Genomic DNA, 25,806 nt, shown 5'->3' on the forward strand with positions numbered 1-25,806 from the left:
GGCACTTTCCTCTCTCTTCCTATTCTGTAGACTTAATGATTAAATATCTTTACGTAGCCTGCTTGAACCTTTCTACAAGTTTGTAAAGGGCATATATCTGAGCATCTAAACTGGAAATGATTCATGTTAGATAAGAAATATAACTCTACCTATACTATAGCTGTTGATCAGTTGGTTAAATCTGTGAGCAGCAAAAGTAGGGGAAAGCTATCTTTAATGCAGCAGGCAGAAGAGTATTTTAATAATGTCCCAATAGATGCACTGAAATTAGCCGAATTATCAAATCAAATAATTGAATTAAAAGAAGAAATAGATAATACGCCGTTATTTAAATTTAAACCTAAAGTTAAATTAATTGAACTCGAAACGTTAGAAACCGAATTAGCAGAAGAACAAGCGGCTCAAGAAAAAAGACGTGTTAGCAGACTAAATGATGCCATTAATGTATGCCTAAAAATATTATATTTAACTGAGGGAAGTAATCATCAAGAAACTCAGTTAAAAAGTGCTAAGTTCTTAGCGACTATGTTACTTTTCTCTCCTGGAGAGGGAAAAGCATTAGCTGAATTACATCAACGACTCAAACCTGCATATAAAGCGGTTTTAAGTTTAAGATTATTAGATAAATTAATCTCTAATGGTGGGTTAAAAAATAATTACATTTTAACTCACTTCGAGGAGCATAATCGTTTTTCATCAGAGAAGCCCAATCAAATAGGCTATACCCAAGCTGTGCTTTTACCTGTTATGTTAGCTGCCATTTTTCAAGATGTTGGTTGGCATCATCCAGATGTAACCGTCATATTGGATGGCGAAGAGGGCGAAAAAGATCGATTTCGTTTACTAGATAAAAATGAGAAAGCTCAAGTCGCTGCACTTAATCATCAATATACCATTGAATATTTGGAAAAAGGCTTAGGTTGTCAGCAAGGTATAGAAAGCATAGGGCAACAAAAAGCATTATTTGCTGAAGCCGAATCACAAAGGTTGAGTTTCCAATCTACTCTGATGACAGATGCTAGTGCAATAAAATTTGGTATAAGTGAAGTTATTAAAATTCCTCAAATTTATGCTTCTATTGTCTTTTCAACAAAACGTGATTTCTCTAAAAGTACCTTACCTATGGCATCGTTATTAATTTCACAGCTTGCTAACAATAATAAGCTTAGCCTTCAAGTCGTGGATGCTTTTATCAGTATTGTTGGTAGATTTCCTTTGGGCTATGGGATTATTTATATTCCAAAAAATACCAAAGGTATTGAATTAAATTGTTATGAATACGCCATAGTGACTGGGTTAAATCCCCTCAAGATTGATGAGCCGAGTTGTCGCTTAGTGAGTAGAAATTTAATGTTTGCTGATTATGGAAAAAATGAAGTTATCGAAAAATCACGTAATACTCACTTCGAAATCGCTCGGAAAAAACTCGATAGGATTGATCCCAACCGATTACTGAAAATACGTCAATCTTTAACTTATAAGTTTGATCCAAAAAATGCAGATGATTTGATTCCTGCTTATTGGGAAGCGTTTAATTACTTTTTTGTGGAAGGTTATCAAAACCTTTGGAATCATGCTGGGCAAGAAGATTAGAGCTTTAGAGCAGACTTAAGCTGCACTCGGATTGTTGACATTTGCAATAATAATGGCACCAATTAGTGCCATTATTATTGATGATATAGGCTGTTATTTAGCTGCTAATCCCATGTTATATAATGTAAAGCCAAAGATATCTGCGTATTGTTCAATGGTTTTACTGATAGGAGTGCCAGCACCATGACCTGCATTAGTCTCAATCCGAATTAAGGTGGGGTTAGGACCAGTGTGTTTTTGTTGTAAATGGGCGGCAAACTTAAATGAATGAGCAGGAACCACTCGATCGTCATGGTCACCGGTAGTGATGAGTGTGGCAGGGTAGTTTACGCCAGATTTCACATTGTGTACGGGTGAATAACCTAGTAAATATTCAAACATTTCTTTGCTTTGTTCGGCTGTTCCATAATCATAAGCCCAGCCTGCGCCTGCTGTGAATGTATGATATCTAAGCATGTCTAATACGCCTACTGCGGGTAAAGCCACTTTAAATAGTTCAGGTCGCTGTAACATCACTGCACCCACTAACAAACCACCGTTAGAGCCGCCTCGGATGGCAAGGTAATCGCTTGAGGTATATTGTTCTTTAATTAAATATTCCGCGGCGGCAATAAAGTCATCAAATACATTTTGTTTGTTTTGAGTTATTCCTGCTTTATGCCATTGTTTACCATATTCACCACCCCCTCGTAAATTAGCCACTGCGTAGATACCGCCTTGTTCTAACCATACGGCATTAACTGCACTAAAGCTTGGCTGAAGGCTAATGTTAAATCCTCCATAGCCATACAAAATAGTGGGATTTTTACCATTTAATTGTATGCCCTTTTTGAAGGTTAAAATCATTGGGATTTTAGTACCGTCTTTTGATGGGTAAAATATTTGTTTAGATGTATAACCGTCAGCATCGAAATCGACCTTGGGTTTACGATATAATTTTGACTCTCCGCTATCCGCAATAAGGCTATAAATAGTGTTAGGCGTTTTGTAATTGGTAAAACTAAAATACAGTTCTCTTTGCCCAGCTTTACCACTAAAACCACTGGCTTTGCCCACATCAGGTAAGCTTATCTCCCTGATTATTTTGCCTGTTTTATCTAATTGTTTTACTTGAGATACTGCGTCCACCATATATTGCGCAAATATATAACCACCACCAGTCACGGCGTCTAAAACCTTATCAGTTTCAGGTATTAGGTCTTGCCAATAGTTTGGGGTAGGCATGTTAGCATCGACTTGAATGACTCTTTTATTTGGGGCATCTAGATTGGTTTCTAATAATAAACGAGTGCCTTCATTATCGAGGAAATACGTATCCGAATTAACATTATCTAAAACTGTGATCAAAGGGTTATCAGCTTTAGATAAGTCTTTTATATATAATTTATTGCCAGAGGTTGAATTAGCCGCACTAATTATTAGATATCGGTTATCCTCTGAAACCTGAGCTCCCACATAACGATTTTTTTCATTTTCGGTCCCGCCGAATATCAGTTTGTCATCAGTCTGAGTACTGCCTATAGTGTGAAAATATATTTTATGTTGCTCGGTTTTTGCAGAAAGTTCACTGCCTTCGGGCTTGTCATAACTGGAGTAATAGAAACCTTGATTGCCTAGCCAAGCAATATCAGAAAATTTTATATTAACTAATCGACTTGTGACTTCTTGTTGCGTATCAGTATTAATTGTCACTGCTGTGCGCCAATCGCTGCCACCTTCTGAGATCAGATAAGTCATTAATAAACCATTTTCTGAAAAATAAGTGCCGTCTAATGAGCTGCTGCCATCGTCACTTAATGTATTGGGATCAAGAAATAATTCGGGGCTTTCATCTTCTTTTTGACGATATAAAACAGCTTGGTTTTGTAATCCATCATTTTTATAAAAATAGGTATAATTACCTTCTTGAAAGGGGGCTGAAATTCTTTCGTAATCTAACAATTGTGCGAGTCGGTTTTTTATTTTTTCTCGAAAAGGAATTTTGTCAAGATAATCAAATGTCACCTTATTTTGTGCTGACACCCATTCTGCCGTTTCTGGGCTTAAATCATTTTCTAACCAACGATATGGATCACTAATTTCTGTGCCAAAATAGTTATTAATCACTTGCTGTTGTTGACTTTTTGGATACTGTATTTTCATATTTTTATTAGCTATTTTGTTGACTGAATCGGATGGGGTGAAATATTTTTCAGAAGCACAATGACTCAGACAGAGTAGTAAACTGAAAGCGAGTAATGGTATTTTCATAACTTCCCGTGAAAATATAATTTAGGTGTAATTTTAAAACCCATAGTTAAGGTTGAAAAAACATTGTATCCCTAAGGTAGCAGTATGAAAATACATGTTAACTTGAATGGATATATTTTATGACTTTAAATATCGGTCAAATGATAGCGGACACTGGATGCAGTATGTAGTCAAGAATCTCCTTCTTCTTGCTCTATTTCTATAAAACATTATTAAGGACAATTCAAAATAATGGCCGAATCACTTAAAACTTATTATGGCATGGAAGTCCCTATAAAAATTGCCTATATGATCCAAACTGTATATGGAATACGCGCATTTATTCAGAAGTATCTAGAACAATCATTAGTACAATTCACAGAATGGGCAAAGGATGCTAATTATCATGTTCGTAGGCTTGTGTCAGAAGGCACTTGTACTCGTTTGCCGTAGGCATCTCGTTTACCTGTGTTTATTAGAGATCCTTCTCCTGTGATTACATTATTAGAGTTACTTAAAGATGATCCTGAATTGTATGTCAGGCGCTCAGTGGTTAATAATCTAAATGATCTAGGTAAAGATCATCCGCAGTTAATTGCCGAACTTGCGACTAACTGGCTAAAAGGTGCAGATACCAATAGGCAGTGGGTGGTTAAACATGCTTTACGTAGTGCAATTAAACGTGGTGATAAAGGAGCGCTAACTGCTCTTGGTTAGGGTCAAAAACCTAAGGTTAATCTTAAGGGGATTTGCATAACGCCAGAAAAGCAAAAGTAGGAGAAAGTATTAATATTTCCTTTGAAATAGAAAAAAAGGCGGCTGGAGTCGCGGCTTTAATGGTGGTTTTTAAGGTGCATTTTGTTAAAGCGAATGGTAGTGCAAATCCTAAAGTATTTAAGCTCAAAGCAATTGAACTAGCCGCGAACCAAACACAATGTTTTCAGTAAAAAAGTGTCTTTGAAACCCATGACCACTCGTACTCTATAGTGTGGAACTCACAAAGTAGAAGTTGTGATAAATGGCCATGTCATGCCTTTGGGTTGTTTTGAATTGTTATAAGATCCAGTCATTTCAAGGTGTTTGACTAAAAAGTGTCGAAAACTCCCGCTGCGTATTTAACCCTTTTTTGTCATAGTGATAATCAATTTTTTTAATATTGTTGAGGGCTCTGACCTCAGTCTACAATATTTATTCAATAGTTCATGGTTAATTTTGTGAATGTAAATTTTTTGTTGTTGCGTATGGTTTTAATGATATTGTGTGTTATTTTTGTTTTTATTTGTTCAATCTTTACCTGAAGTGACAATTAATTATGAAAAGAATATTTTATATCTCTGTTTCTCTGCTGTTGTGCCTTTTTAGTGCGCTGTCTTATGGGAAAAAGCCAAATGTATTATTGATCATGGCTGACGATCTTGGTTTTGAAACTGTACAAAGTTATGGTGGGCGTAGTTACAAAACCCCTAATATGACACGTTTAGCTAAAGAAGGTGTGCAGTTTAATCAAGCCTATGCCACTCCTTTATGTTCACCAACTCGCGTGCAGTTGATGACAGGTAAATATAATTTTCGTACTTGGTTAGGTTTTGGCTTATTCGATCCTACAGAAAAAACCTTTGGCCACTATATGCAAGAAGCTGGCTATAACACAGCTATAGCCGGTAAGTGGCAATTACAAAGTTATGATCCTGTTGGTTTTCCTGGTGCCGGATCTCGTCGAGGTAAGGGCATGAAAGTCGAAAATGCTGGATTTGATGAATACAGCTTATGGCATACAGCTCACACAGAAGATAAAGGTTCACGTTACCCCGATCCTTTAATTAATCAAAATGGTCAATTTCTTAAACAAACTGCAGGTAAATACGGTCCTGACATTTGGCTAGAGTTTTTATCTGATTTTATGACTCGAAAAAAAGATGATGAAAAACCATTTTTTGCTTATTACGCCATGTCATTGCCTCATTCACCTTTTAACCCTACCCCAGATAGTGAAGAATGGTCTGAGAGAAGCAAACACTTTGATGAGAGTGACAAGTACTTTGCTGATATGGTGGAATATGCCGATAAAGTGTTAGGTAAGTTAATTGATAAGGTTAATCAATTAGGTATTCGTGAAGAAACTATTATTATTTTTTATAGTGATAATGGTACTCAGTGGAATATTTTGTCTGACTTAAATGGCCAAATAGTTCAAGGTGGTAAAGCATTAATGACAGATTTAGGCACTAGGGTACCTATGTATGTCAGTTGGAAAGGCAAAACCCCCGAAGGCCAAATCAATAACGACTTAATCGAATCCACTGATTTTTTACCGACATTACTTGATATCGCAGGTGAGCCCGAAGTCGCTAAACAGCAAAAAATGGATGGTATGAGTTTTTTACCGCAGATAAAGGGTGAAAAAGGAGTGCCCCGTGATTGGGTATATGTACATCACGATCCACGCCCTGGTAAAGCCAAAGACCGATTCTATTTACAACGTTTTGCCCGCGATAAAGATTATAAATTGTATCAAGACGGTCGCATGTATCAACCCGCCAAAGACTTGTATGAAGAACGTGTAATCATGCCTGAAGACGATACTCGTAAAACTAAAAAAGTACGCAAAGCATTACAATTTGTGCTGGATTCAATGAAAACTTATGAGATTTACGATCCTAAAACCATGCCCAGAGAAGCTAAACGATTTGAGTTTCTGAAACATTATATGTTCGAAGATTTTACTGGCTGTGTGGTGATGGAAGCAGAAAGTGTTGGTTTTGATTTGGATGAATCTTGGATTATACAAAATTTAATTCCAGGATTTACAGGGGCAGGGTATTTGCGTTCGTTACGTGAGCAAACTGATAAACCTGAAAAAGGTATTATCTCTTTTAATATGAATATTTCATCGGCAGGCCAATGGTTTGTTGATGTGCGTCATCGTCATGATAATGCTGATTTGAATAAACAGAATAGTTTTTGGATGAAGATAGGTTCTGGTCCATGGGAAATCTACAGCTCGGCTAACAATACAAAGTCCACGGGGTGGGAATTTGCTATCAGTCAAGATCAGTCCACTATTATTAGTACTCAGTTTGTAGCAGGTGCCAATCGAGTTCAAATAGCACCTTTGTCTGATAACTTCAAATTAGACAGAGTTGTCGCTTATCGGGAAAATAGAGAAAACTGCGCCAAAGATATAGCCACACCACAAGTGGGTTTTCATCCATGGTTTGATGCCGCCCACTTTTCTGAATAAATACCGTTAACTTAATGGCGTATCAGTTATGACCAAAATTAAAGGCCGTTTAATCCACGGCCTTTATATTTTTGTCATCTTTTACATAGCCAATCGTTGCACCGATCTTGTGCGCATTTCACAGAAATTGTTTGCCAAGTTAGTCGCTGATCCTTTAGAGTTAAGCACTTATTTGGTGCGCTCATCCTCAAGAAAATCACATTGAAATATTACCTAAACGAATTACGATTATTAATCGGCTATACGTCTAACTCAACTAGTCATCTAGAAAAAGTCATTTCAGCAATTGGCGGTTTATTTAGTATTAGCGCTATTCTTTGGTCGACTCATGTTTTAATAGAACTAGGATTATTAGACCCTACTGGTGGTGTGTTGGTGATTGCCTCTATGGGGGCAAGTGCTGTATTACTTTTTGCTGTACCGCATGGTGCATTATCTCAACCATGGGCTGTAGTGGGTGGCCATATTATTTCTGGTTTGATTGGGATCAGCTGTTTTAAATTATTTGGAAATACTTTTATTGTTGCTGGTTTAGCTGTGGGACTGGCAATTGGTGCCATGTATTATTTACATTGTATTCACCCGCCAGGAGGGGCGACTGCGTTGACAGTTGTCATGGGCGGTTCGTCCATTACTGATATGGGGTATCAATATTTATTGGTGCCAGTCGCTATTAATGTGGTGGTGATTCTATTGTTCGCCATAGCTTATAATAGCCTGTTTAATTGGCGTCGTTATCCAGCACACTTAGCTCACAGGCTAAAAAAAACGCTAGTGACCAAACCCAAAGATAGGCAGTTTGAATTAACTCACGAAGATTTTGCTGCAGCAATGCAAGAACTAGATTCCTATGTGGATATTACCCCAGAAGGCTTAGCTGATTTGCTAGAGCTGGCCAAACAACATGCCGAGAAAAACATCACTCACCCTACAGAAATCCTTGCAGGGCATATTTATAGTAATGGTAAAATTGGCAGCTTATGGAGCATTCGACAAATTGTTGATGCTGCGCCAGTTGGCAGTAAACCTCACCGCGATAAAGTTATCTATAAAGTATTGGCTGGTGACGGAGGTTATGAAACCAATATATGTTTACGTAGTGAATTTCATCTATGGGCTAGATTTGAAGTAATAAAACGTAATCAGCAATGGATTAAAGTTGAGAACGAAGAAAGTGATGTTCATTAGATGAATATCTCTAATCGTCCATGTCTAATTAAGCATGGATTATCGAGCTCAATTAGCCACTCACTGTCCTTCTAATCTGTTGCATAATCTTGTGCCATTTTTAACCATTGTTCTCTATATCCCAACATTCATTATTATTCATAGACTGATTTAATAAAAAGTTGTAATCATTTTGAATTATTCCGGTCTGTTGAGATATCTATACTATGTTTAGCCTTTTAATCAATTTAAATTCATTCAAGTGAACATTTATTGATGCTAATTTTATACTTTACTAAGTGCTAAATTTAAACATTACCAAGGAAAATATGTTGTTAACTAAACCTGTTCAATTTATAAAATTATGTTGTTTTATCATACTTTTAAGTGGAGTGAATTTTATGGCTCAAGGGGCAAACAAGCCTAAAGTTATTATTTTTGATGTGAACGAAACTTTACTTGACCTAGATACCATGCGCACCTCTATCGGAGAGCTTCTTGGCGACAAAAAAGAACTGACCACATTATGGTTTTCTACAATGTTACATCATTCTTTAGTCACAACTGTCACAGGTGATTATCAAGATTTTGGCAAAATTGGTGTAGCAGCACTAATGATGGTCGCGCAAAATGAAGGCATAGTCATTAGTGAAGAACAGGCCATCAAAGCAATTAAAACCCCTTTATTATCATTACCTCCTCACCCCAATGTAAAAGCCGCTTTGAAGGCATTAAAAGCTAAAGGATATAAAATTGTAAGCTTAACTAACTCGTCCAATCAGGGAGTGAAAATGCAATTCTCTCATGCCGGATTGACTGATTATTTTGATCAGAGGTTAAGTATTGAAGATATAAAAGTATATAAACCTGACTTACGGTCATATGAGTGGGCACTGGCTAAATTAGGGGTAAAACCAGAAGAGGCCTTAATGGTAGCAGCACATGGTTGGGATGTTGCTGGAGCCAAAGCCGCAGGGATGCAAACTGCATTTGTAGCAAGGCCCAGGAAAGCTTTGTACCCTCTTGCTGCTAAGCCTGATTATATAGTGGAAGATCTCAGTGAATTAGTCGTATTATTGAATTCTCAAAAATGATAAACAATTAGCACTACTATTCTCTTAACACTATCATCCACTCAACGCTCAATTTAGTCTGTTGACAAATTGAGCGTTGATTCTCGATTTTTGCTGTTTTCAATAGATTCTTAACTATTATTTTAATCATTTTTCCCTTCAAACAGACTCTAATCAGTATTATTTTCAATAAACTGATAAATCCACACAATTAGTGCTTGAATTGCATTTTTCCATCCCCATTCTACCCAGCAATCAGTAATTTATATTGTTATTAGCCGGATAAGGCGGAGGAATTCATGAGTGATGAAAAACAATCTCCTGAAGAGATAGTTGAACAACAAGATGTAGAACAGAATGTTGAAGAAGTAGCAGAAGAGTTATCTGAAGATCAACAACGAATAGTTGAGTTAGAAGTAGCTGTTATTGCCGCTGAAACAAAACTTGCTGAGCAAAAAGATTCTGTGATGCGTGCCATTGCTGATGCCGACAACTCCCGCAAACGTGCGGAAGGTGAAATTGATAAAGCGCGCAAATATGCATTAGAAAAATTTGCCGGTGAATTATTACCCGTAGCAGATAATTTGGAACGTGCATTACAAGTGGCAAATCCAGAAGATGAGACGATTAAACCTATTCTTGATGGAGTTGATTTAACGCTTAAGTCTTTTATCAATACTATTGAAAAATTTGGTATGAAGGTGATTGATCCACAAGGACAACCTTTTAATCCAGATCAGCACCAAGCTATGTCTATGCAAGAAAATGCAGAGTTACCACCGAATACGGTTTTAGCTGTTATGCAGAAAGGTTACGAGATCAATGGTCGATTATTACGCCCAGCTATGGTGATGGTGACACGCGCGCCAGAAGGTGGTGTAGACGTTGAAGCTTAATTATTCCGATAAGGAATGATAAGCACAAATAATTACAATTTTGTGTGGTTTTTTTTAGATTAAATGTTGAAAAACAAAATAATAACCCCACAAAGTGTACAAGCTTTTAAGAAATTTTTTTTGGAGAAAAACTAATGGGTAGAATCATTGGAATCGATTTGGGTACTACCAACTCTTGTGTGGCAGTACTAGACGGCGACAAAGCCAAAGTTATTGAAAATGCAGAAGGGGATCGTACTACTCCTTCCATTATTGCTTATAGCCAAGACGGCGAAATTTTAGTTGGCCAACCAGCTAAACGTCAGGCTGTGACTAATCCTCAAAATACATTATTCGCTATCAAGCGTTTAATTGGTCGTCGTTTTGAAGATAAAGAAGTACAACGTGATATCGACATTATGCCGTTTAAAATTGTTAAAGCGGATAATGGCGATGCTTGGGTAGAAGCGAAAGGCGAAAAAATGGCGCCACCGCAAATTTCTGCTGAAGTATTGAAAAAAATGAAAAAAACAGCCGAAGACTACTTAGGCGAAGAAGTAACAGCTGCAGTTATTACTGTACCTGCATACTTTAACGATTCACAACGTCAAGCTACTAAAGATGCTGGTCGTATTGCTGGTCTAGAAGTTAAACGTATTATCAACGAGCCAACTGCTGCTGCTCTTGCTTACGGCATGGACAAGAAAAAAGGCGACAGTGTTGTTGCTGTATATGACTTAGGTGGTGGTACATTTGATATCTCTATCATCGAAATCGACGAAGCTGATGGCGAACATACTTTTGAAGTATTAGCGACTAACGGTGATACTCACTTAGGTGGTGAAGATTTTGATAACAAAGTTATCAATTATCTAGTTGAAGAGTTTAAGAAAGACTCAGGCATGGATTTACGTAAAGATCCATTAGCTATGCAACGTTTAAAAGAAGCTGGCGAAAAAGCGAAAATAGAACTTTCTTCTGCTCAACAGACTGAAGTGAACTTACCGTATATTACAGCTGATGCCTCAGGTCCTAAACACCTTACAATTAAATTGACTCGTGCCAAACTTGAGTCTCTTGTTGAAGATATGGTTAAAGCCACCCTTGAGCCTCTTAAACAAGCACTAGCAGATGCTGATTTATCAGTAAGTGATATCAACGATATCATTTTAGTTGGTGGTCAGACTCGTATGCCATTAGTGCAGAAACACGTAACTGAATTCTTTGGTAAAGAGCCACGTAAAGATGTGAATCCTGATGAAGCGGTTGCTGTAGGTGCTGCGATTCAAGGTGGTGTGTTATCTGGTGATGTGAAAGATGTATTGTTACTTGACGTAACACCTCTTTCTTTAGGTATCGAAACTATGGGTGGTGTGATGACTGCTCTTATTGAGAAAAATACCACAGTACCAACCAAGAAATCTCAGACTTTCTCTACTGCTGAAGACAATCAATCTGCGGTAACTATTCATGTTTTACAAGGTGAACGTAAGCAAGCTACTGGCAATAAATCTCTAGGTCAATTTAACCTAGAAGGAATTCGTGCTGCACAACGTGGCGCACCGCAAATTGAAGTGACTTTCGATATTGATGCTGATGGTATTTTACATGTATCTGCTAAAGATAAAGATACAGGTAAAGAGCAAAAAATTACGATTAAAGCCTCTTCTGGTTTGAGTGAAGAAGAAGTGGAACAAATGGTACAAGATGCTGAAGCGAATAAAGATGCTGATGCAAAATTTGAAGAACTTGTTCAAGCTCGTAACCAAGCTGACGGCATGATCCACGGTACTCGCAAACAAGTTGAAGAAGCTGGCGATGCATTGAGTGAAGAAGATAAAGCTGAAATTGAAACTGCTGTAGTCGCCCTTGAAGAAGCGGTTAAATCAGGTGATAAAGAAGCGATTGAAACTAAAACTCAAGAGTTAATCCAAGCCTCAGCTAAGTTGATGGAAGTGGCTCAAGCTAAAGCTGCTGCCGAAGGTGCTGCTGGTCCAGAAGCAACTGATGCAGGCGCTGCTCCTCAAGATGATGATGTAGTAGACGCTGAGTTTGAAGAAGTGAAAGAAGACGATAAAAAGTAATCTTACTCACGTAAATGGTCAATAATCTTTTAATTGACCTAACTTGGCGCAGCAGTTCACTCTGACTGCGCCTTGTTTGTATTTAGCACTAGTCAAATTAGTTGTTATTAAAAATAGATTTAAAATACCGCAGGATAACCAAGCAAGATGTCGAAGCGAGATTATTATGAAGTGTTGGGGCTGGATAAAAGTGCCACTGAACGCGAAATAAAAAAGGCTTATAAACGCCTGGCGATGAAGTATCACCCAGATAGAACTCAAGGTGATAAAGCCCTAGAAGAAAAGTTTAAAGAAGCGCAAGAAGCACATGAAATTTTAACTGATTCACAAAAACGCGCTGCATACGACCAATATGGTCATGCTGGTGTTGATCCTAATCGTGGCGGCGGTCATGGGCACGGTGGTGATTTTGGTGATATTTTTGGTGACGTGTTCGGTGATATTTTTGGTGGTGGCAGAGGGGGCCGTGGTCAATCCCGTGCTCGTTCAGGCTCAGATTTACAATACAACCTTGAGCTATCTCTAGAAGAAGCAGTAAGAGGTAAAACTGTCGAAATTCGGGTGCCAACCTTAGCCGGATGTGAGACGTGTGATGGTTCTGGAGCTAAGAAAGGTTCAAGTGCTAAAACCTGTACTACCTGTCATGGCCAAGGCCAAGTACAGATGCGCCAAGGTTTCTTTGCTGTTCAACAAACTTGTCCTACATGTTCAGGTAAAGGCAAAATTATTGCTGACCCTTGTAAGTCTTGTCATGGTCAAGGCCGTGTTGAGAAAACCAAAACCTTATCAGTGAAGGTACCTCCAGGAGTCGATACTGGTGATCGTATTCGTTCAACTGGTGGTGGTGAAGCAGGGGAGAATGGCGCTCCATCAGGTGATTTGTATGTACAAATTCATGTGCGAGATCACAGTATCTTTACCCGTGATGGCAATAACCTATATTGTGAAGTACCACTAAGCTTCACTCGGGCTGCATTAGGAGGGGAAATCGAAGTCCCTACCTTAGAAGGTAAAGTTAAGCTTAAAGTCACACCTGAAACCCAAACGGGTAAAATGTTCCGTTTACGTAATAAAGGCGTAAAGTCTGTACGTAGTGGCAGTGTCGGTGACTTAATTTGTAAGGTTGTTATTGAAACACCGGTCAACTTAAGCAAACGCCAAAAAGAGTTACTAGATGAACTAGAAACTTCTATGGGTACAGGTAAAGATGTCGCTAAAAACCGTCCTAAAGAAAGTGGTTTTTTCGATGGAGTGAAAAAGTTTTTTGATGACTTAACTAACTAAGTTATTACATAGCTAAATAGAAGGCCGCTGAACTATGTTTACGCGGCCTTTTTGTTTGCCCGCCCAAACACAATTTATCCGTCAATCGCCGAGTAGCATACTGACACCTTATTCAAAAACCGCAGGATTTATTCTCAGGGGGCACTTATTAAATATAACCCGAGGTTAGGTTAATATAGATTGCTGTTAAGCAGAGTTCAGCTTTGTGTCGTATTTTTTTACAGATTTAAATTCAAATTTTTTTTTGTAAAAGTAAGTCATTGTAATTATGCAATATTATTGCCTGGAGGGATTCTTGCATCTGAACAATTGAAAGTCAGAAGTGTCTTCTAATTTAGAAATTCTAAGCACTTTTTGTGTCGAATTCTCCAAAATAAAAGCAGTAATCTCTGAAACGTTATACCCAATTCTGGGTACGATTATAATGCTAGTTAGGAAACCGAAAATGAAAATTAAATTACTAAGCGTTTTTATTGTTATTATATCCCTCACCATGTCACTGTCGACTCAAGCTACAATGATATCCCTCTCATCCAATCTTGACGGAGCACAAGCTAATGCAGGAGCTGGAACGTTGAGTCCGGGTACTGGATTGGCGTCAATGATATTTGATGATGTAACGAAAGTGTTTTCTTGGGATATAAGTTGGTCGGGCTTAATAGGAGATGTCACTGCTGCACATTTTCACGGAGCTGCACTGTTTGACCAAAATGCGGGTGTACAAGTACCTTTATCTGTAGTTGTTGATTCTGCGAATGGCAGCAGCACACTCAGCGATGCACAAGCTACCGATTTACTTGCTGGCTTGTGGTATATCAATATTCATACACTCGATTTTCCTACTGGTGAAATTCGTGGACAAGTAGTAAGAGCGCCTAATGTGAGTGTGTCAGAGCCTAGTGTTATGTTTTTAATCTTACCATTATTAATGGGGCTGTATTATTCTCGTAGAAGACGAGTATAGGTTCTAATTGTAATCATGTACGAGGTTGGATGACTAATGAAAAAAGTCTTACCTCGTTTTTTGTTAACGTTCCTTAAGTTTGTGTTTTACATATCTAGGGTAAACTCTCTCTTCGAATAATACTAAGCCTAGTTTACTGACAATGCTCTACCGAGGCTTCACGATAAAGTGAAATGCAAATGATTGTCCAATCCACTATTTAACTAGGTAATCGTCTATCGTTTGATAATTGTTATGCAGTAGTTTCTGCACCTTGCTTGATAAATACGGGATATAATAAATGCTTAGTTTCCCTACACCTTCTTAATTAGGTTTCTAGACATTGGTGAGTGAAAGTGTTCTGGTAAGTTGAAATAAAAAAGCTGCTGGATGAAATCACAAACCTTATGTACTACTCAAAAAATAGATAAAATTTATTTACAGATAGTCATTATTCATTTCTATTATATATAAAACGAAGTACAGGCCATGGGTAGATAAGTGTTTAAAGTGTTAGTTGTGTCTAATTGTTAAATGTTTACTAAATGGCGCTGGTTACTATCAATAATGATGCTAAATGTTATATATTTGCATCATGCAGTGTTGTACAAATAAATTTACGTAAATTTTTTCAAGTATTTATAAGGGGAAATTAGTTTTGAGGCATATTGATATACGGGGAAAGGTACATGTTGTTAGTATTGGCAAGGAAAACACACCCGTTATTGTAATAGATGACTTCTCTCCAGAACCACAAAGATGTATCGGTTTAGCAATTCAAAAAACTTTTTCAAAAGAATTAACCAATGGAGTCTACTACCCAGGCATAAGAGCTTTGGTAGATGACGAATATGGTAACTCTGTACTGCAGACCATAGCCGACTTGGTTCGAACTGTATATAAAATAGCCCATCCCAATACTTTAATTCCTCATGCAGGTTATTATTCCTTGATCAATAAAGCTGAGAATGAGTTGGACTTTTTACAAACTCTACCGCATTTTGATAGTACTGAAACTCATTATTATGCGGTGATGCATTATTTGAATCCTGGTGTTTTCGGTGGCACGGGCTTTTATCGACATAATCCAACCGGCTATGAAAACATTACGAGATCTAGAGCTGACAGATACATTAAATCAGCTCAAGAAGTTATCGATAAACAAGAAACTGTTGAGTTTAAGTATTTCACTCAATCTACCGCCCACTATGAGTTAATAGATAAACTTGAATATAAACAAAATCGTTTAGTCATCTATCCGGGTAGTTTATTACATAGCGGTTATATTGATAATTGTGAACGTGACTTGAGTTCTGATCCTAAAACAGGCCGTTTAACCGCTAACTTATTTATAGATTTTCGATAGTTTGCCCTCATTTCATTATCAATGATTATTTATAAAATAATTCATGGTTAAAAGGTTTTCATGTTAATATTTAGCCATGCAAACAAGTCCTACATTTCAATTATCAGATTATCAACGAGCCATTTTGAACGAAATGGAAACGTCTTGCTGGGTGCTTTTAAATGAGCAAAAAAGTGACAGTAAGGTTGAATTAAAAACGGCTCCGCCAGTGGCTAGTGATAACCCCATATCAGTATCTATGCCTTCTTCCCCCGTATCTAAAGATTCAGCTTTAGCAAAATTAGCTGCTTTAAAACAGGTAACTCAAGAGCTAACTTCTGCTAAATCGACTGATAAAGTTATATTGGCGATAACAAATGAATTACCAAACTTTAGTAAAGATATATTGTTGGCTCTTGAACTAGAAGCAAGGGAACAAATTCCCGTTACTACAGAACAGGTCTCTGATTATGTGGATTACCCTTTGGCTTGGAAACAAGCAGAGAGTATTAGCCTAATAGAAAATTTATTATCAACTCCTGCACTTTCAAAAATAAATAATGCAAACAGTAAAAAACAATTGTGGCATGTGCTGCAAGTATTGATAAAAAATAAAAAATAAAAAATAAAAAATAAAAAATAAAAAATGAATCCAAAATTTATAGCAATCACATCCAACAACAGCGATTTGGGGTTTACCCTGCACCTGCAAGGACAGCCTAGTCCATGGTCGAGAAAAATATTTGACGATTGTCTGTCACCACCATATTTTGCTTATTATTTAACTGTTAGTTCAGACATTGTCGGTTATTTTATCGCTATGAAGGTCGCTGATGAAGTGACATTAATGGATCTAGTTGTTGCAGCAGGATATCGCGGTAAGGGGTATGGGCGAGTATTATTAGAATATTGTATGCAACTGAGCGAAGTCGCTAAGGTGCAACAAATATGGTTAGAAGTGAGGCAGTCAAACTTAGCTGCAATAACCTTATATGAATCTGTGGGGTTTAATGTAATTGAAACCCGTCATGATTATTATTTGTCAGAAAAAGGTAAGGAAGACGCATTAATTATGTGTCTCAGTTTTTTTAATTAATAGAAATATACGGGGAAGTAAATCTTCCCCTGTAGATTTACTTACGTGCAGTCGTGACGTTTAATACTTCAGTGTCATTTGTACGTTCAGTTGCTAATTTTACAAATTTTGATGGGTTATAGTTACAACCTACACACATAGCAATAAATTGATTCATGCTAGGTGCGCCAATATTTTTTTCCCAATTTTCGTAAGTTTTACGAGTTTTTACATTTGCTAGTTTAGCCATTTTAACTGTAGTTAAACCGGCATCTAAACGCATTTTTCTTAAATCAGTTCCACAAATATACATAAAAATTTCCTCATTCGATTATTGAAATAACAGCAGGGATAAGTTTTATTTTTATAGTCTTATCCAATCTTTCTATCACGGGAAGTATTGTATGCAACAAAATGTGGATTCAGTTCCACATGGGAAAATTAATGGTCATTTTTAGATAAGCTTATGATTCTTAATGATAAATAATTTCAACCTCTACACTAGAGGTTGAAATTAAGGGCGAAAATTAAGAATTATCGCAATATTAAGCGATAAAAGTAGATAAAGGTGGAGTACGTCTAAATGTGGCTGCAGTTTCGATTACTGGTGGAGTACGTCTAGATGTGGCTGCAGTTTCGATTACAGGCGGAGTACGTCTAGAAGTCGCCGCAATTTCGATTACAGGCGGAGTACGTCTAGATGTGGCTGCAGTTTCGATTACTGGTGGAGTACGTCTAGATGTGGCTGCAGTTTCGATTACTGGTGGAGTACGTCTAGATGTTGCTGCAGTTTCGATTACTGGTGGTGTGCGTCTAGAAGTTGCCGCAATTTCGATTACAGGTGGTGTACGTCTAGAAGTTGCCGCAATTTCGATAATAGGTGGTGTACGTCTAGAAGTAGCGGCCGTTTCGATAACAGGTGGTGTACGTCTAGAAGTCGCCGCAATTTCGATTACAGGCGGAGTACGTCTAGATGTGGCTGCAGTTTCGATAACAGGTGGAGTACGTCTAGATGTGGCTGCAGTTTCGATAACAGGTGGAGTACGTCTAGATGTGGCTGCAGTTTCGATTACTGGTGGAGTACGTCTAGAAGTTGCCGCAATTTCGATAATAGGTGGTGTACGTCTAGAAGTAGCGGCCGTTTCGATAACAGGTGGTGTACGTCTAGAAGTCGCCGCAATTTCGATTACAGGCGGAGTACGTCTAGATGTGGCTGCAGTTTCGATAACAGGTGGAGTACGTCTAGATGTGGCTGCAGTTTCGATTACTGGTGGTGTACGTCTAGAAGTTGCCGCAATTTCGATAATAGGTGGTGTACGTCTAAAAGTAGCGGCCGTTTCGATAACAGGTGGTGTACGTCTAGAAGTCGCCGCAATTTCGATTACAGGCGGAGTACGTCTAGATGTGGCTGCAGTTTCGATTACTGGTGGAGTACGTCTAGATGTTGCTGCAGTTTCGATTACTGGTGGTGTGCGTCTAGAAGTTGCCGCAATTTCGATTACAGGCGGAGTGCGTCTAGAGGTAGCGGCCGTTTCGATTACAGGCGGAGTGCGTCTAGAGGTAGCGGCCGTTTCGATAACAGGTGGAGTACGTCTAGATGTGGCTGCAGTTTCGATTACTGGTGGTGTGCGTCTAGAAGTTGCCGCAATTTCGATTACAGGCGGAGTGCGTCTAGAGGTAGCGGTCGTTTCGATTACAGGCGGAGTGCGTCTAGAGGTAGCGGCCGTTTCGATAACAGGTGGAGTACGTCGAGAAGTAGCAGCAAGATCTGAGTATGTAATGACTTCAGTTGCTCTATTATTTTGATGTTGAAAGCTAGCATAAGAATTTTGCTGTGTTGACATCAATGCGACTGTGAATATTGATAAAGCGAATGTTAAACCTTTCATAATTTTTCCTTAGTTTAGGGGAGAAAATTCCCACTAAAGGATTATGTCGGTTTTTTATACAGATGTGGAGGGAAGTATTTACACCTTCATTAATTTAGGTAGCAAAAGCTTGTAACTTTCATGAAAAATAACCCAAATATAAAGGGTGCTGATACCTTGTAAAATATAGGGAAACACTGTGTATACAACCAATATATTTGGCATATTGGCGATATGTCTTATCAAATATTCAATTAACATAGCTGCATGAACAATAGATGTGAATAAAGCCATTTTGTACATCAGCCAATCTAAATTAATTGACAGCCCTTTAGATGAAAAATATTCATCTATCAGGCCCACTCTAATCATTATAAGATGCCTAAGTAATAGATTAGATAACATTAGCCAAATGTACCAAGTTATTTGTGGTGCGGGGTAATCTGTAATTTGCCAATAAACTTCAGCTGCACTAGCTAATACCAGTACTGGTAAAATAAGATTGATGAGCTTATCGTGAGATAAATAATAAATAGCCCAAAAGGAAAATAAATATAGTATTAATTTAAAGTAGGGAAGATGGTTTATTAATGGCCAGGCTAGCTCATCAATCATTAATTGAATTGTGATAATCACTATGACAGAAACCACATTAATATTTTCACGGCAAACAATTGCGGTAAATATTAAAATGGCTAAAAATACACGATCGAAAATTTGTGCATTACCAAAAGAGTAAATACCTAAGGCGATAAAAAGCCCTCCGAAAAGGGCTGTTATGAATTTTGGAAGATAGGCACGTATTAACATTGCCTTAGGATAATGTATCTAGACTATGAACTAAAGCCGAAATAATCCATTACTGTTGAGAAAAAAGATTCTCTGGTTTGTTCGGAAGCTTTTTGACGACAAACTGACCACCATTTACTGATCACTTCGACACCAATACTATTCATTGTTTCTGGTTTTTCATTTTCGATAGCTGAAACAGTTTCTCTACTTATACCAACACGTAATGCGAGTTCCTCTTGGGTATACCCAGACTCTTTACGTAATGCCTTTAATTGTGCGCCACTAAACATCTTTCTACGCGACATAAACAATACCTTAAATTAGTGAAATAGGTAAAATAATTACCTTGTTAGGTGAATATAAATTAATCTACTCTTTTAGTAAATAGGTTATATAAAAAACTTTAGTCTATAAGTTTGAGTTATCTAAGCTCAAATAGTTTTGACTTCTGAAAAAAATACAAAGCACAAGGGACTTTTTTAGCTTATTCGTATACAATGCGCGGCCAAATTATCCTGTAACCCGTTCACGTAAGAGTATTCCATGTCCTTTCAACAAGAAGTTGATAAACGCCGCACTTTCGCAATTATTTCTCACCCTGATGCGGGTAAAACCACTATTACCGAAAAAGTACTTTTGTTTGGTAATGCCTTGCAAAAAGCGGGTACAGTCAAAGGTAAAAAGTCAGGACAGCATGCTAAGTCTGACTGGATGGAAATGGAGAAGGAGCGGGGCATATCAGTAACCACTTCTGTAATGCAGTTTCCTTACCGCGATCACTTGGTCAATTTATTAGATACCCCAGGACACGAAGATTTCTCAGAGGATACCTATCGGACCTTAACAGCGGTCGATTCATGTCTAATGGTAATTGATGCAGCTAAAGGGGTAGAAGCCCGAACAATTAAATTGATGGATGTCACACGTCTGCGTGATACGCCTATTATTACCTTCATGAATAAATTAGACAGGGACACTCGTGACCCGATTGATTTATTAGACGAAGTTGAAAATGTACTAAATATTAAATGTGCGCCTATCACTTGGCCTATTGGTATGGGTAAAGAATTTAAAGGTGTCTATCATTTATTAAGAGACGAAACCGTTCTGTATAAAACCGGTTTAGGTCACACTATCCAAGAGGTACGTGTAGTGAAAGGGTTAGATAACCCTGAACTAGATGAAGCAATCGGCAGTTATGCTGAAGAGTTAAGAGATATGCTTGAACTCGTTCAAGGTGCCTCTCATGAATTTAATAGAGAAGAGTTTTTAGCTGGCGAATTGACCCCAGTATTTTTTGGTACTGCAATGGGCAACTTTGGTGTTGACCATATGTTGGACGGCTTGATTGAGTGGGCTCCTTTGCCGCAGGGGCGAGAAACTAGCGAAAGAAAAGTTGAGTCAAACGAACAAAAATTCAGTGGTTTTGTATTTAAAATTCAAGCCAATATGGATCCTAAGCACAGAGATCGTATTGCATTTTGTCGTATTGTTTCTGGTAAGTACGAAAAAGGCATGAAAATGCACCATAGCCGAATTGGCAAAGACGTGCGTATTTCTGATGCATTAACCTTTTTGGCTGGTGATAGGGCCCTACTAGAAGAAGCTTATGCTGGCGATATTATTGGCTTGCATAATCATGGTTCGATTCAAATCGGCGATACTTTTACCGCAGGTGAAAAATTTCGCTTTGCCGGTATTCCTAACTTTGCCCCTGAATTATTCAAACGTATTCGTTTGAAAGATCCGTTGAAACAAAAACAATTACAAAAAGGTTTGATCCAACTTTCTGAAGAAGGTGCGGTACAAGTTTTTAGACCTTTACAAAATAACGACTTAATTGTCGGTGCAGTAGGTGTACTGCAGTTTGATGTAGTCGTAGCCAGATTAAAAGGTGAATACAATGTGGATGCTATGTATGAACATATTAATGTTTATACCGCACAATGGGTTACGGCCGAAACACCTGCTAAATTAGACGACTTTAGACGTAAAGCTGAAGCTAACTTAGCCTTAGATGGTGGCGATAATTTAGCTTATATTGCGCCAACTCGGGTGAACTTATCTTTGGCACAAGAGCGTTACCCAGACATTACATTCCATACTACTAGAGAGCATTAAGTCTGATTAGGCTTGTTGGATAAAATTAAATATGAACTTACAAACATTTTTATTAGCAAAATTTAAAGCAGCATTAACTGCAGTCGGTGCGCCAGAAGATAGTCCTGCACCCTTAAGTCGTAGCACCCGAGTGGGATTTGGTCATTATCAGTTTAATGGCGCTATGGCATTGTCGAAAGTGTTAAAGCAGAACCCAAGAGAGATAGCCCAAAAAATTGTTGATGCGGTGGATTTAGCCGAAGAAACAGAAAAACTCGAAATAGCTGGTCCTGGTTTTATTAATATTCATTTAAAACCTGAATGGTTGGCTAAACAGTTAACCGCAACCAATGCTGATCCACGTTTATCTATTGCTAAAGAAGTAAGCCAAAACATAGTCGTAGATTATTCTGCACCTAATCTTGCTAAAGAAATGCATGTTGGTCACTTACGTAGCACTATCATTGGTGACGCAGTGACTAAAACCTTAGAGTTTTTGGGACACAAGGTTATCCGCCAAAATCACATGGGCGATTGGGGCACTCAGTTTGGTATGTTGTTGGCTCATCTGAATGACAAATTGGCAGCAAATGAAGTGGCTGAAACAGCCTTATCTGATTTAGAGGATTTCTATCGTGCAGCAAAAGTACGTTTTGATAATGAAGAGGGGTTTGCTGACCGCGCTCGTGACTATGTAGTCAAGCTACAAGGTGGCGACGCTGAATGTATGCAGCTTTGGCAAAACTTTATTGATGTATCTATTAAACACAGTGAAGAAGTGTATGAAAAACTGAATGTCACACTGAAGCCTGAAGACATTAGAGGTGAAAGTGCTTATAACGATGATTTAGCGCCTACAGTGGCAGAACTACAAAACAGTGGCATAGTCGTTGAGAGCCAAGGTGCGCAAGTAGCGTTTATACCTGAAATGGCTGACAAAGATGGCAATCCAGCTGCATATATAGTGCAAAAATCTGGTGGTGGTTACTTATATGCCACCACTGATTTAGCGGCTATACGTTATCGTAATGGCGTATTAGGTGCTGATCGTACATTGATCTTTACCGATGCACGTCAAGCGCTACACTTTAAACAAACCGAAATAGTCGCCCGTAAAGCTGGTTTTATCAAAGAAAACCAAAGTTACGAACATTGCCCATTTGGCATGATGTTAGGCAATGATGGCAAACCTTTTAAAACTCGTACTGGCGGCACCGTTAAACTAGCGGCATTATTAGATGAAGCGATTGAACGTGCCGAAATATTAATTAATAAACGTGAGTCAGATTTGTCTGATGAAGAGCGTAAAGTGATTGCGAATAAAGTCGGTATTGGTGCGGTAAAATATGCTGATTTAAGTAAAAATCGTACCACTGATTATATTTTTAATTGGGACACTATGCTCAGCTTTGAAGGAAATACCGCTCCGTATTTGCAGTATGCTTATACTCGGGTACAAAGTATTTTCAGAAAAGCCCAAGCCGGTGATGCAAACCTTCAAGCTGAAATTATATTGCAAGAAAGCCAAGAAGAATTACTGGCTGTCAAATTAATGCAATATGTTGAAGCGATTAAACAAGTATCGATTGAAGCCACACCTCATGTACTTTGTACTTATATTTATGAGTTAGCCAGTTTGTTCATGACCTTTTACGAAGCCTGCCCAATATTAAAAGAGGGGATAGCCGAAGAAACCAAAAACAGTCGTTTAATGTTGGCCCAATTAACTGCCAAAACTTTAAAATCAGGCTTGGATTTACTTGGCATAGAAACGATGGAAAAAATGTAGACTCTTTAGATACGAGTCTCGAACGTCGAGCTACAAGAATCTTGAATTAATAAACCGCCAGTTGGCGGTTTATTATTGCCTACAGTTATCGGGTGATTACTGATACATATGATCAAAACCTGGAATATTTTTTTCCCAAATAGGTACGTCTTTGCCAATATATTCGCGCACGGCATCAAAAAATAATCGTGTGCGTACTGGTAAGTCCCTATGTGGATAGATGGCGTATAAGTGCCGAAATTCAGGTAGTTTTATATGGGTTAAAATGGGTTTTAATAAACCTTGTTTAATTTCATCTGCCACTAAAAATGCCGGCGAGACAAAATACGCGTTACCAGTCAATATTTTCAACATCAGTAAATCTCCATCATTGGCTCGGTAAATACTATGAAAGGGAACACTGATTTCTTTACCTTGCTGATCAATATAAGAGATCTCATCAACATGTAAACTACTGCTTGAATAACTAGCCGCTGGTAGTTTAGCCAATTCTTCAATTGTTTGTGGCTCGCCATAAGTATTAATAAAAGCAGGACTAGCTAAAATAATTAGTCGATTACGGGCAATAGAACGAGAAATTAAATTCGATACTTTAGGCTCACCCACACGAAAGGCTAAATCAAAGCCTTCACCCACTATATCTACCATACGATCTTCTAACAGTAATTCTATTTCTACTTGCGGAAAACGTTGTTGAAAATCATTAATCACTGGCTGCAAGTAACGACGACCGATGATAGATGAGCTAGTTATTTTTAATAAACCTCTAGGTTCGGTATGGTAGTTTTCGGCAATTTGTAAGGTTTCGCTGAGTAAAAAACGTATTTCTGTGGCTTTTTTTACCATTTCTGCCCCAGCAGCTGTTAACGAAAACGTTCGAGTTGAGCGGTTTAATAACCTAACTCCTAAATCTTCCTCCAACTTATTCATTTGTTTAGATATGACTGAACGATCTATATGCCGAGAATCCGCTACTTTAGCAAAGTTACCAAACTCAACTACATCTAAAAACATCAATAAGCGGCTTGTTGTGTCCACATTTTCTCTCTATAAATCATCATTGGTGCCATTATAGCACTAATAAAATGATAAATGGGGTCTATTTGGTCATAGGTTAAACCTTTATTATGGACGCAATTAAATTTGCAGGGATTAACTATGTCATTTAACAAATACACAACAACTTTTATTATAGGTGCAGTATTCACCACTCTGATTGCTTGTAGCGAAGTACCAGAGCAAGCTCAAACACCTTCACAAAGACCATTAACCCCAATTGATGTGGCGCAAGTACTTTCTAAGCCTGTACAAGCTTGGTTTACCTACACCACACGTTTAGAATCTCCACAACAAGTGGCACTAAAACCTCGTGTTTCTGGTGTGGTTAACAGTATTGAGTTTGTTGAAGGACAGCAGGTCAAACAAGGTGACTTATTGTTTACTCTTGATCCACGCCCATTTGAAGCAGAAGTTGAGCGTTTGCAGGCTCAAGTGATGAGCGCTTATGCTGATTACAAACAAGCACAAAGTGAAGCCGCTCGTGCTGTGCGATTAAGTAAACGTGATGCGATTTCTTCAGAAGAAGCAGAATCAAGAGCTACCGCAGTAAAAAGAACCAAAGCACAAATTTCTGCTTTAAAAGCCCAACTAGTTACAGCTGAACTTGATTTAGAGTTTACCAAAATTACCGCACCCATTGATGGGGTAATTTCTCGGGTAGAAATTACTAAAGGTAATACGGTTAATGCTAATCAAAGCACTCTAACGACTATTGTTTCTGATAAACAAATGTACGCTTATTTTGATATAGATGAACGCACCTGGAATCGTCATTTTGAACAAACTAAAGCCAGCGATAACTTGCCAGTGGTGATGCAATTAGTGGGTACTGATAAGTTTGGTTATCAAGGCCGTGTTGATTTTATCGATAACCAAATTAATACCTCAACAGGTACATTAAGAATTCGTGCAACTTTTGATGACTTAGATAATAAATTACGAAGTGGGGCATTTGCTCGAATTCGTTTAGCCAGTCAAGAAGCACAACAACAAATATTGATCCCAGAAAGAGCCATAGGCACGGATCTAAAAAATAGTTTTGTGCTGACAGTGGATGAAAATAACACCTTGCAGTATCGCTTAATTACAGTAGGTGATCGTTATGGTGAGTTTCGTGCCATAACCTCTGGTTTAAAAGCTGAGGATAGAATCGCAGTAAATGGTCCTGCTCGCGTAGGTCCAGGAATGCCTATTGCGCCTCGCAACACAGAATTAACTATCGACACAATTGCGTTGACCTTAGATGCGCAGTTATCTCAACCTTTATTAGCTGCTAAGCAATAAGAAAC

At 38.1% G+C, this 25,806-nt stretch carries 23 protein-coding genes; 18 read left to right on the plus strand and 5 right to left on the minus strand.

Going from position 1 to position 25,806, the window contains the following annotated elements:
- Positions 1-123: 123 nt before the first annotated feature.
- The gene (locus GQR87_RS08740) at positions 124-1,593 is read left to right on the plus strand and encodes a hypothetical protein (protein WP_233267435.1); all 1,470 of its coding nucleotides are present in this window, start codon (positions 124-126) and stop codon (positions 1,591-1,593) included.
- A gap of 93 nt (positions 1,594-1,686) precedes the next feature.
- Here the strand turns inward: GQR87_RS08740 and GQR87_RS08745 are convergent, their stop codons facing one another.
- Positions 1,687-3,843 carry a prolyl oligopeptidase family serine peptidase gene (locus GQR87_RS08745; RefSeq protein WP_158968480.1) on the minus strand — a complete coding sequence of 719 codons (2,157 nt, stop codon included), beginning with the start codon at positions 3,841-3,843 and terminating at the stop codon, positions 1,687-1,689.
- Between the two features lie 231 nt (positions 3,844-4,074).
- Between GQR87_RS08745 and GQR87_RS08750 the strand changes: the two genes are divergently transcribed.
- The 13 genes from GQR87_RS08750 to rimI all read left to right on the plus strand — a co-directional run bounded on the left by GQR87_RS08750 (position 4,075) and on the right by rimI (position 16,930).
- Complete coding sequence (locus GQR87_RS08750) at positions 4,075-4,275, plus strand: hypothetical protein (protein ID WP_158968482.1); 201 nt, start codon at positions 4,075-4,077, stop codon at positions 4,273-4,275.
- 39 nt (positions 4,276-4,314) lie between these two features.
- Entirely contained in the window at positions 4,315-4,539 is a 225-nt protein-coding gene (locus tag GQR87_RS08755) for a hypothetical protein (protein ID WP_158968484.1), read from the plus strand.
- A gap of 32 nt (positions 4,540-4,571) precedes the next feature.
- Complete coding sequence (locus tag GQR87_RS08760; protein ID WP_158968486.1) at positions 4,572-4,769, plus strand: hypothetical protein; 198 nt, start codon at positions 4,572-4,574, stop codon at positions 4,767-4,769.
- A 365-nt stretch (positions 4,770-5,134) separates the two neighbouring features.
- Positions 5,135-7,063 (plus strand): sulfatase-like hydrolase/transferase, encoded by a 1,929-nt coding sequence (locus GQR87_RS08765; RefSeq protein ID WP_158968488.1) that lies wholly within the window; start codon positions 5,135-5,137, stop codon positions 7,061-7,063.
- A gap of 201 nt (positions 7,064-7,264) precedes the next feature.
- On the plus strand, positions 7,265-8,251 hold the full coding sequence (locus GQR87_RS08770; protein ID WP_233267436.1) for an HPP family protein: 987 nt from the start codon (positions 7,265-7,267) through the stop codon (positions 8,249-8,251).
- Positions 8,252-8,631: 380 nt separating this feature from the next.
- Entirely contained in the window at positions 8,632-9,324 is a 693-nt protein-coding gene (locus GQR87_RS08775; RefSeq protein WP_158968490.1) for a haloacid dehalogenase type II, read from the plus strand.
- A gap of 278 nt (positions 9,325-9,602) precedes the next feature.
- Positions 9,603-10,199: a nucleotide exchange factor GrpE gene (gene grpE / locus GQR87_RS08780; RefSeq protein WP_158968492.1), complete on the plus strand. Its 597-nt coding sequence runs from the start codon at positions 9,603-9,605 to the stop codon at positions 10,197-10,199.
- A gap of 134 nt (positions 10,200-10,333) precedes the next feature.
- Positions 10,334-12,262: a molecular chaperone DnaK gene (gene dnaK / locus GQR87_RS08785; RefSeq protein ID WP_158968494.1), complete on the plus strand. Its 1,929-nt coding sequence runs from the start codon at positions 10,334-10,336 to the stop codon at positions 12,260-12,262.
- Between the two features lie 147 nt (positions 12,263-12,409).
- Positions 12,410-13,546 carry a molecular chaperone DnaJ gene (gene dnaJ, locus GQR87_RS08790; protein WP_158968496.1) on the plus strand — a complete coding sequence of 379 codons (1,137 nt, stop codon included), beginning with the start codon at positions 12,410-12,412 and terminating at the stop codon, positions 13,544-13,546.
- Positions 13,547-13,991: 445 nt separating this feature from the next.
- Positions 13,992-14,510 carry a CHRD domain-containing protein gene (locus tag GQR87_RS08795; RefSeq protein ID WP_199271710.1) on the plus strand — a complete coding sequence of 173 codons (519 nt, stop codon included), beginning with the start codon at positions 13,992-13,994 and terminating at the stop codon, positions 14,508-14,510.
- Between the two features lie 637 nt (positions 14,511-15,147).
- On the plus strand, positions 15,148-15,855 hold the full coding sequence (locus tag GQR87_RS08800) for a DUF6445 family protein (protein WP_158968498.1): 708 nt from the start codon (positions 15,148-15,150) through the stop codon (positions 15,853-15,855).
- Between the two features lie 76 nt (positions 15,856-15,931).
- Positions 15,932-16,456 carry a hypothetical protein gene (locus GQR87_RS08805; protein WP_158968500.1) on the plus strand — a complete coding sequence of 175 codons (525 nt, stop codon included), beginning with the start codon at positions 15,932-15,934 and terminating at the stop codon, positions 16,454-16,456.
- Positions 16,457-16,480: 24 nt separating this feature from the next.
- Positions 16,481-16,930 (plus strand): ribosomal protein S18-alanine N-acetyltransferase, encoded by a 450-nt coding sequence (rimI, locus tag GQR87_RS08810; protein ID WP_158968502.1) that lies wholly within the window; start codon positions 16,481-16,483, stop codon positions 16,928-16,930.
- 37 nt (positions 16,931-16,967) lie between these two features.
- Here the strand turns inward: rimI and GQR87_RS08815 are convergent, their stop codons facing one another.
- Complete coding sequence (locus GQR87_RS08815; protein WP_158968504.1) at positions 16,968-17,222, minus strand: helix-turn-helix transcriptional regulator; 255 nt, start codon at positions 17,220-17,222, stop codon at positions 16,968-16,970.
- Positions 17,223-17,494: 272 nt separating this feature from the next.
- Between GQR87_RS08815 and GQR87_RS08820 the strand changes: the two genes are divergently transcribed.
- Positions 17,495-18,715: a hypothetical protein gene (locus tag GQR87_RS08820; protein WP_158968506.1), complete on the plus strand. Its 1,221-nt coding sequence runs from the start codon at positions 17,495-17,497 to the stop codon at positions 18,713-18,715.
- A gap of 161 nt (positions 18,716-18,876) precedes the next feature.
- Here the strand turns inward: GQR87_RS08820 and GQR87_RS08825 are convergent, their stop codons facing one another.
- Positions 18,877-19,587: a hypothetical protein gene (locus GQR87_RS08825; protein ID WP_158968508.1), complete on the minus strand. Its 711-nt coding sequence runs from the start codon at positions 19,585-19,587 to the stop codon at positions 18,877-18,879.
- 23 nt (positions 19,588-19,610) lie between these two features.
- The gene (locus GQR87_RS08830; RefSeq protein WP_158968510.1) at positions 19,611-19,874 is read right to left on the minus strand and encodes a helix-turn-helix domain-containing protein; all 264 of its coding nucleotides are present in this window, start codon (positions 19,872-19,874) and stop codon (positions 19,611-19,613) included.
- Between the two features lie 238 nt (positions 19,875-20,112).
- On the opposite strand from GQR87_RS08830, the gene prfC reads away from it, so the two are divergent.
- Positions 20,113-21,690, plus strand: coding sequence for a peptide chain release factor 3 (prfC, locus tag GQR87_RS08835; protein WP_158968512.1), 1,578 nt, complete (start codon positions 20,113-20,115; stop codon positions 21,688-21,690).
- A 31-nt stretch (positions 21,691-21,721) separates the two neighbouring features.
- Positions 21,722-23,458, plus strand: a complete 1,737-nt coding sequence (gene argS, locus GQR87_RS08840; protein ID WP_158968514.1) for an arginine--tRNA ligase — start codon at positions 21,722-21,724, stop codon at positions 23,456-23,458.
- 96 nt (positions 23,459-23,554) lie between these two features.
- Here argS and GQR87_RS08845 read toward each other — a convergent pair whose 3' ends face one another.
- Complete coding sequence (locus GQR87_RS08845; RefSeq protein WP_158968516.1) at positions 23,555-24,496, minus strand: LysR family transcriptional regulator; 942 nt, start codon at positions 24,494-24,496, stop codon at positions 23,555-23,557.
- Between the two features lie 120 nt (positions 24,497-24,616).
- Between GQR87_RS08845 and GQR87_RS08850 the strand changes: the two genes are divergently transcribed.
- Positions 24,617-25,801, plus strand: coding sequence for an efflux RND transporter periplasmic adaptor subunit (locus tag GQR87_RS08850; RefSeq protein WP_158968518.1), 1,185 nt, complete (start codon positions 24,617-24,619; stop codon positions 25,799-25,801).
- Positions 25,802-25,806: the final 5 nt, after the last annotated feature.

The sequence above is a fragment of the Paraglaciecola sp. L3A3 genome (assembly GCF_009796765.1).
Taxonomy (GTDB): domain Bacteria; phylum Pseudomonadota; class Gammaproteobacteria; order Enterobacterales; family Alteromonadaceae; genus Paraglaciecola.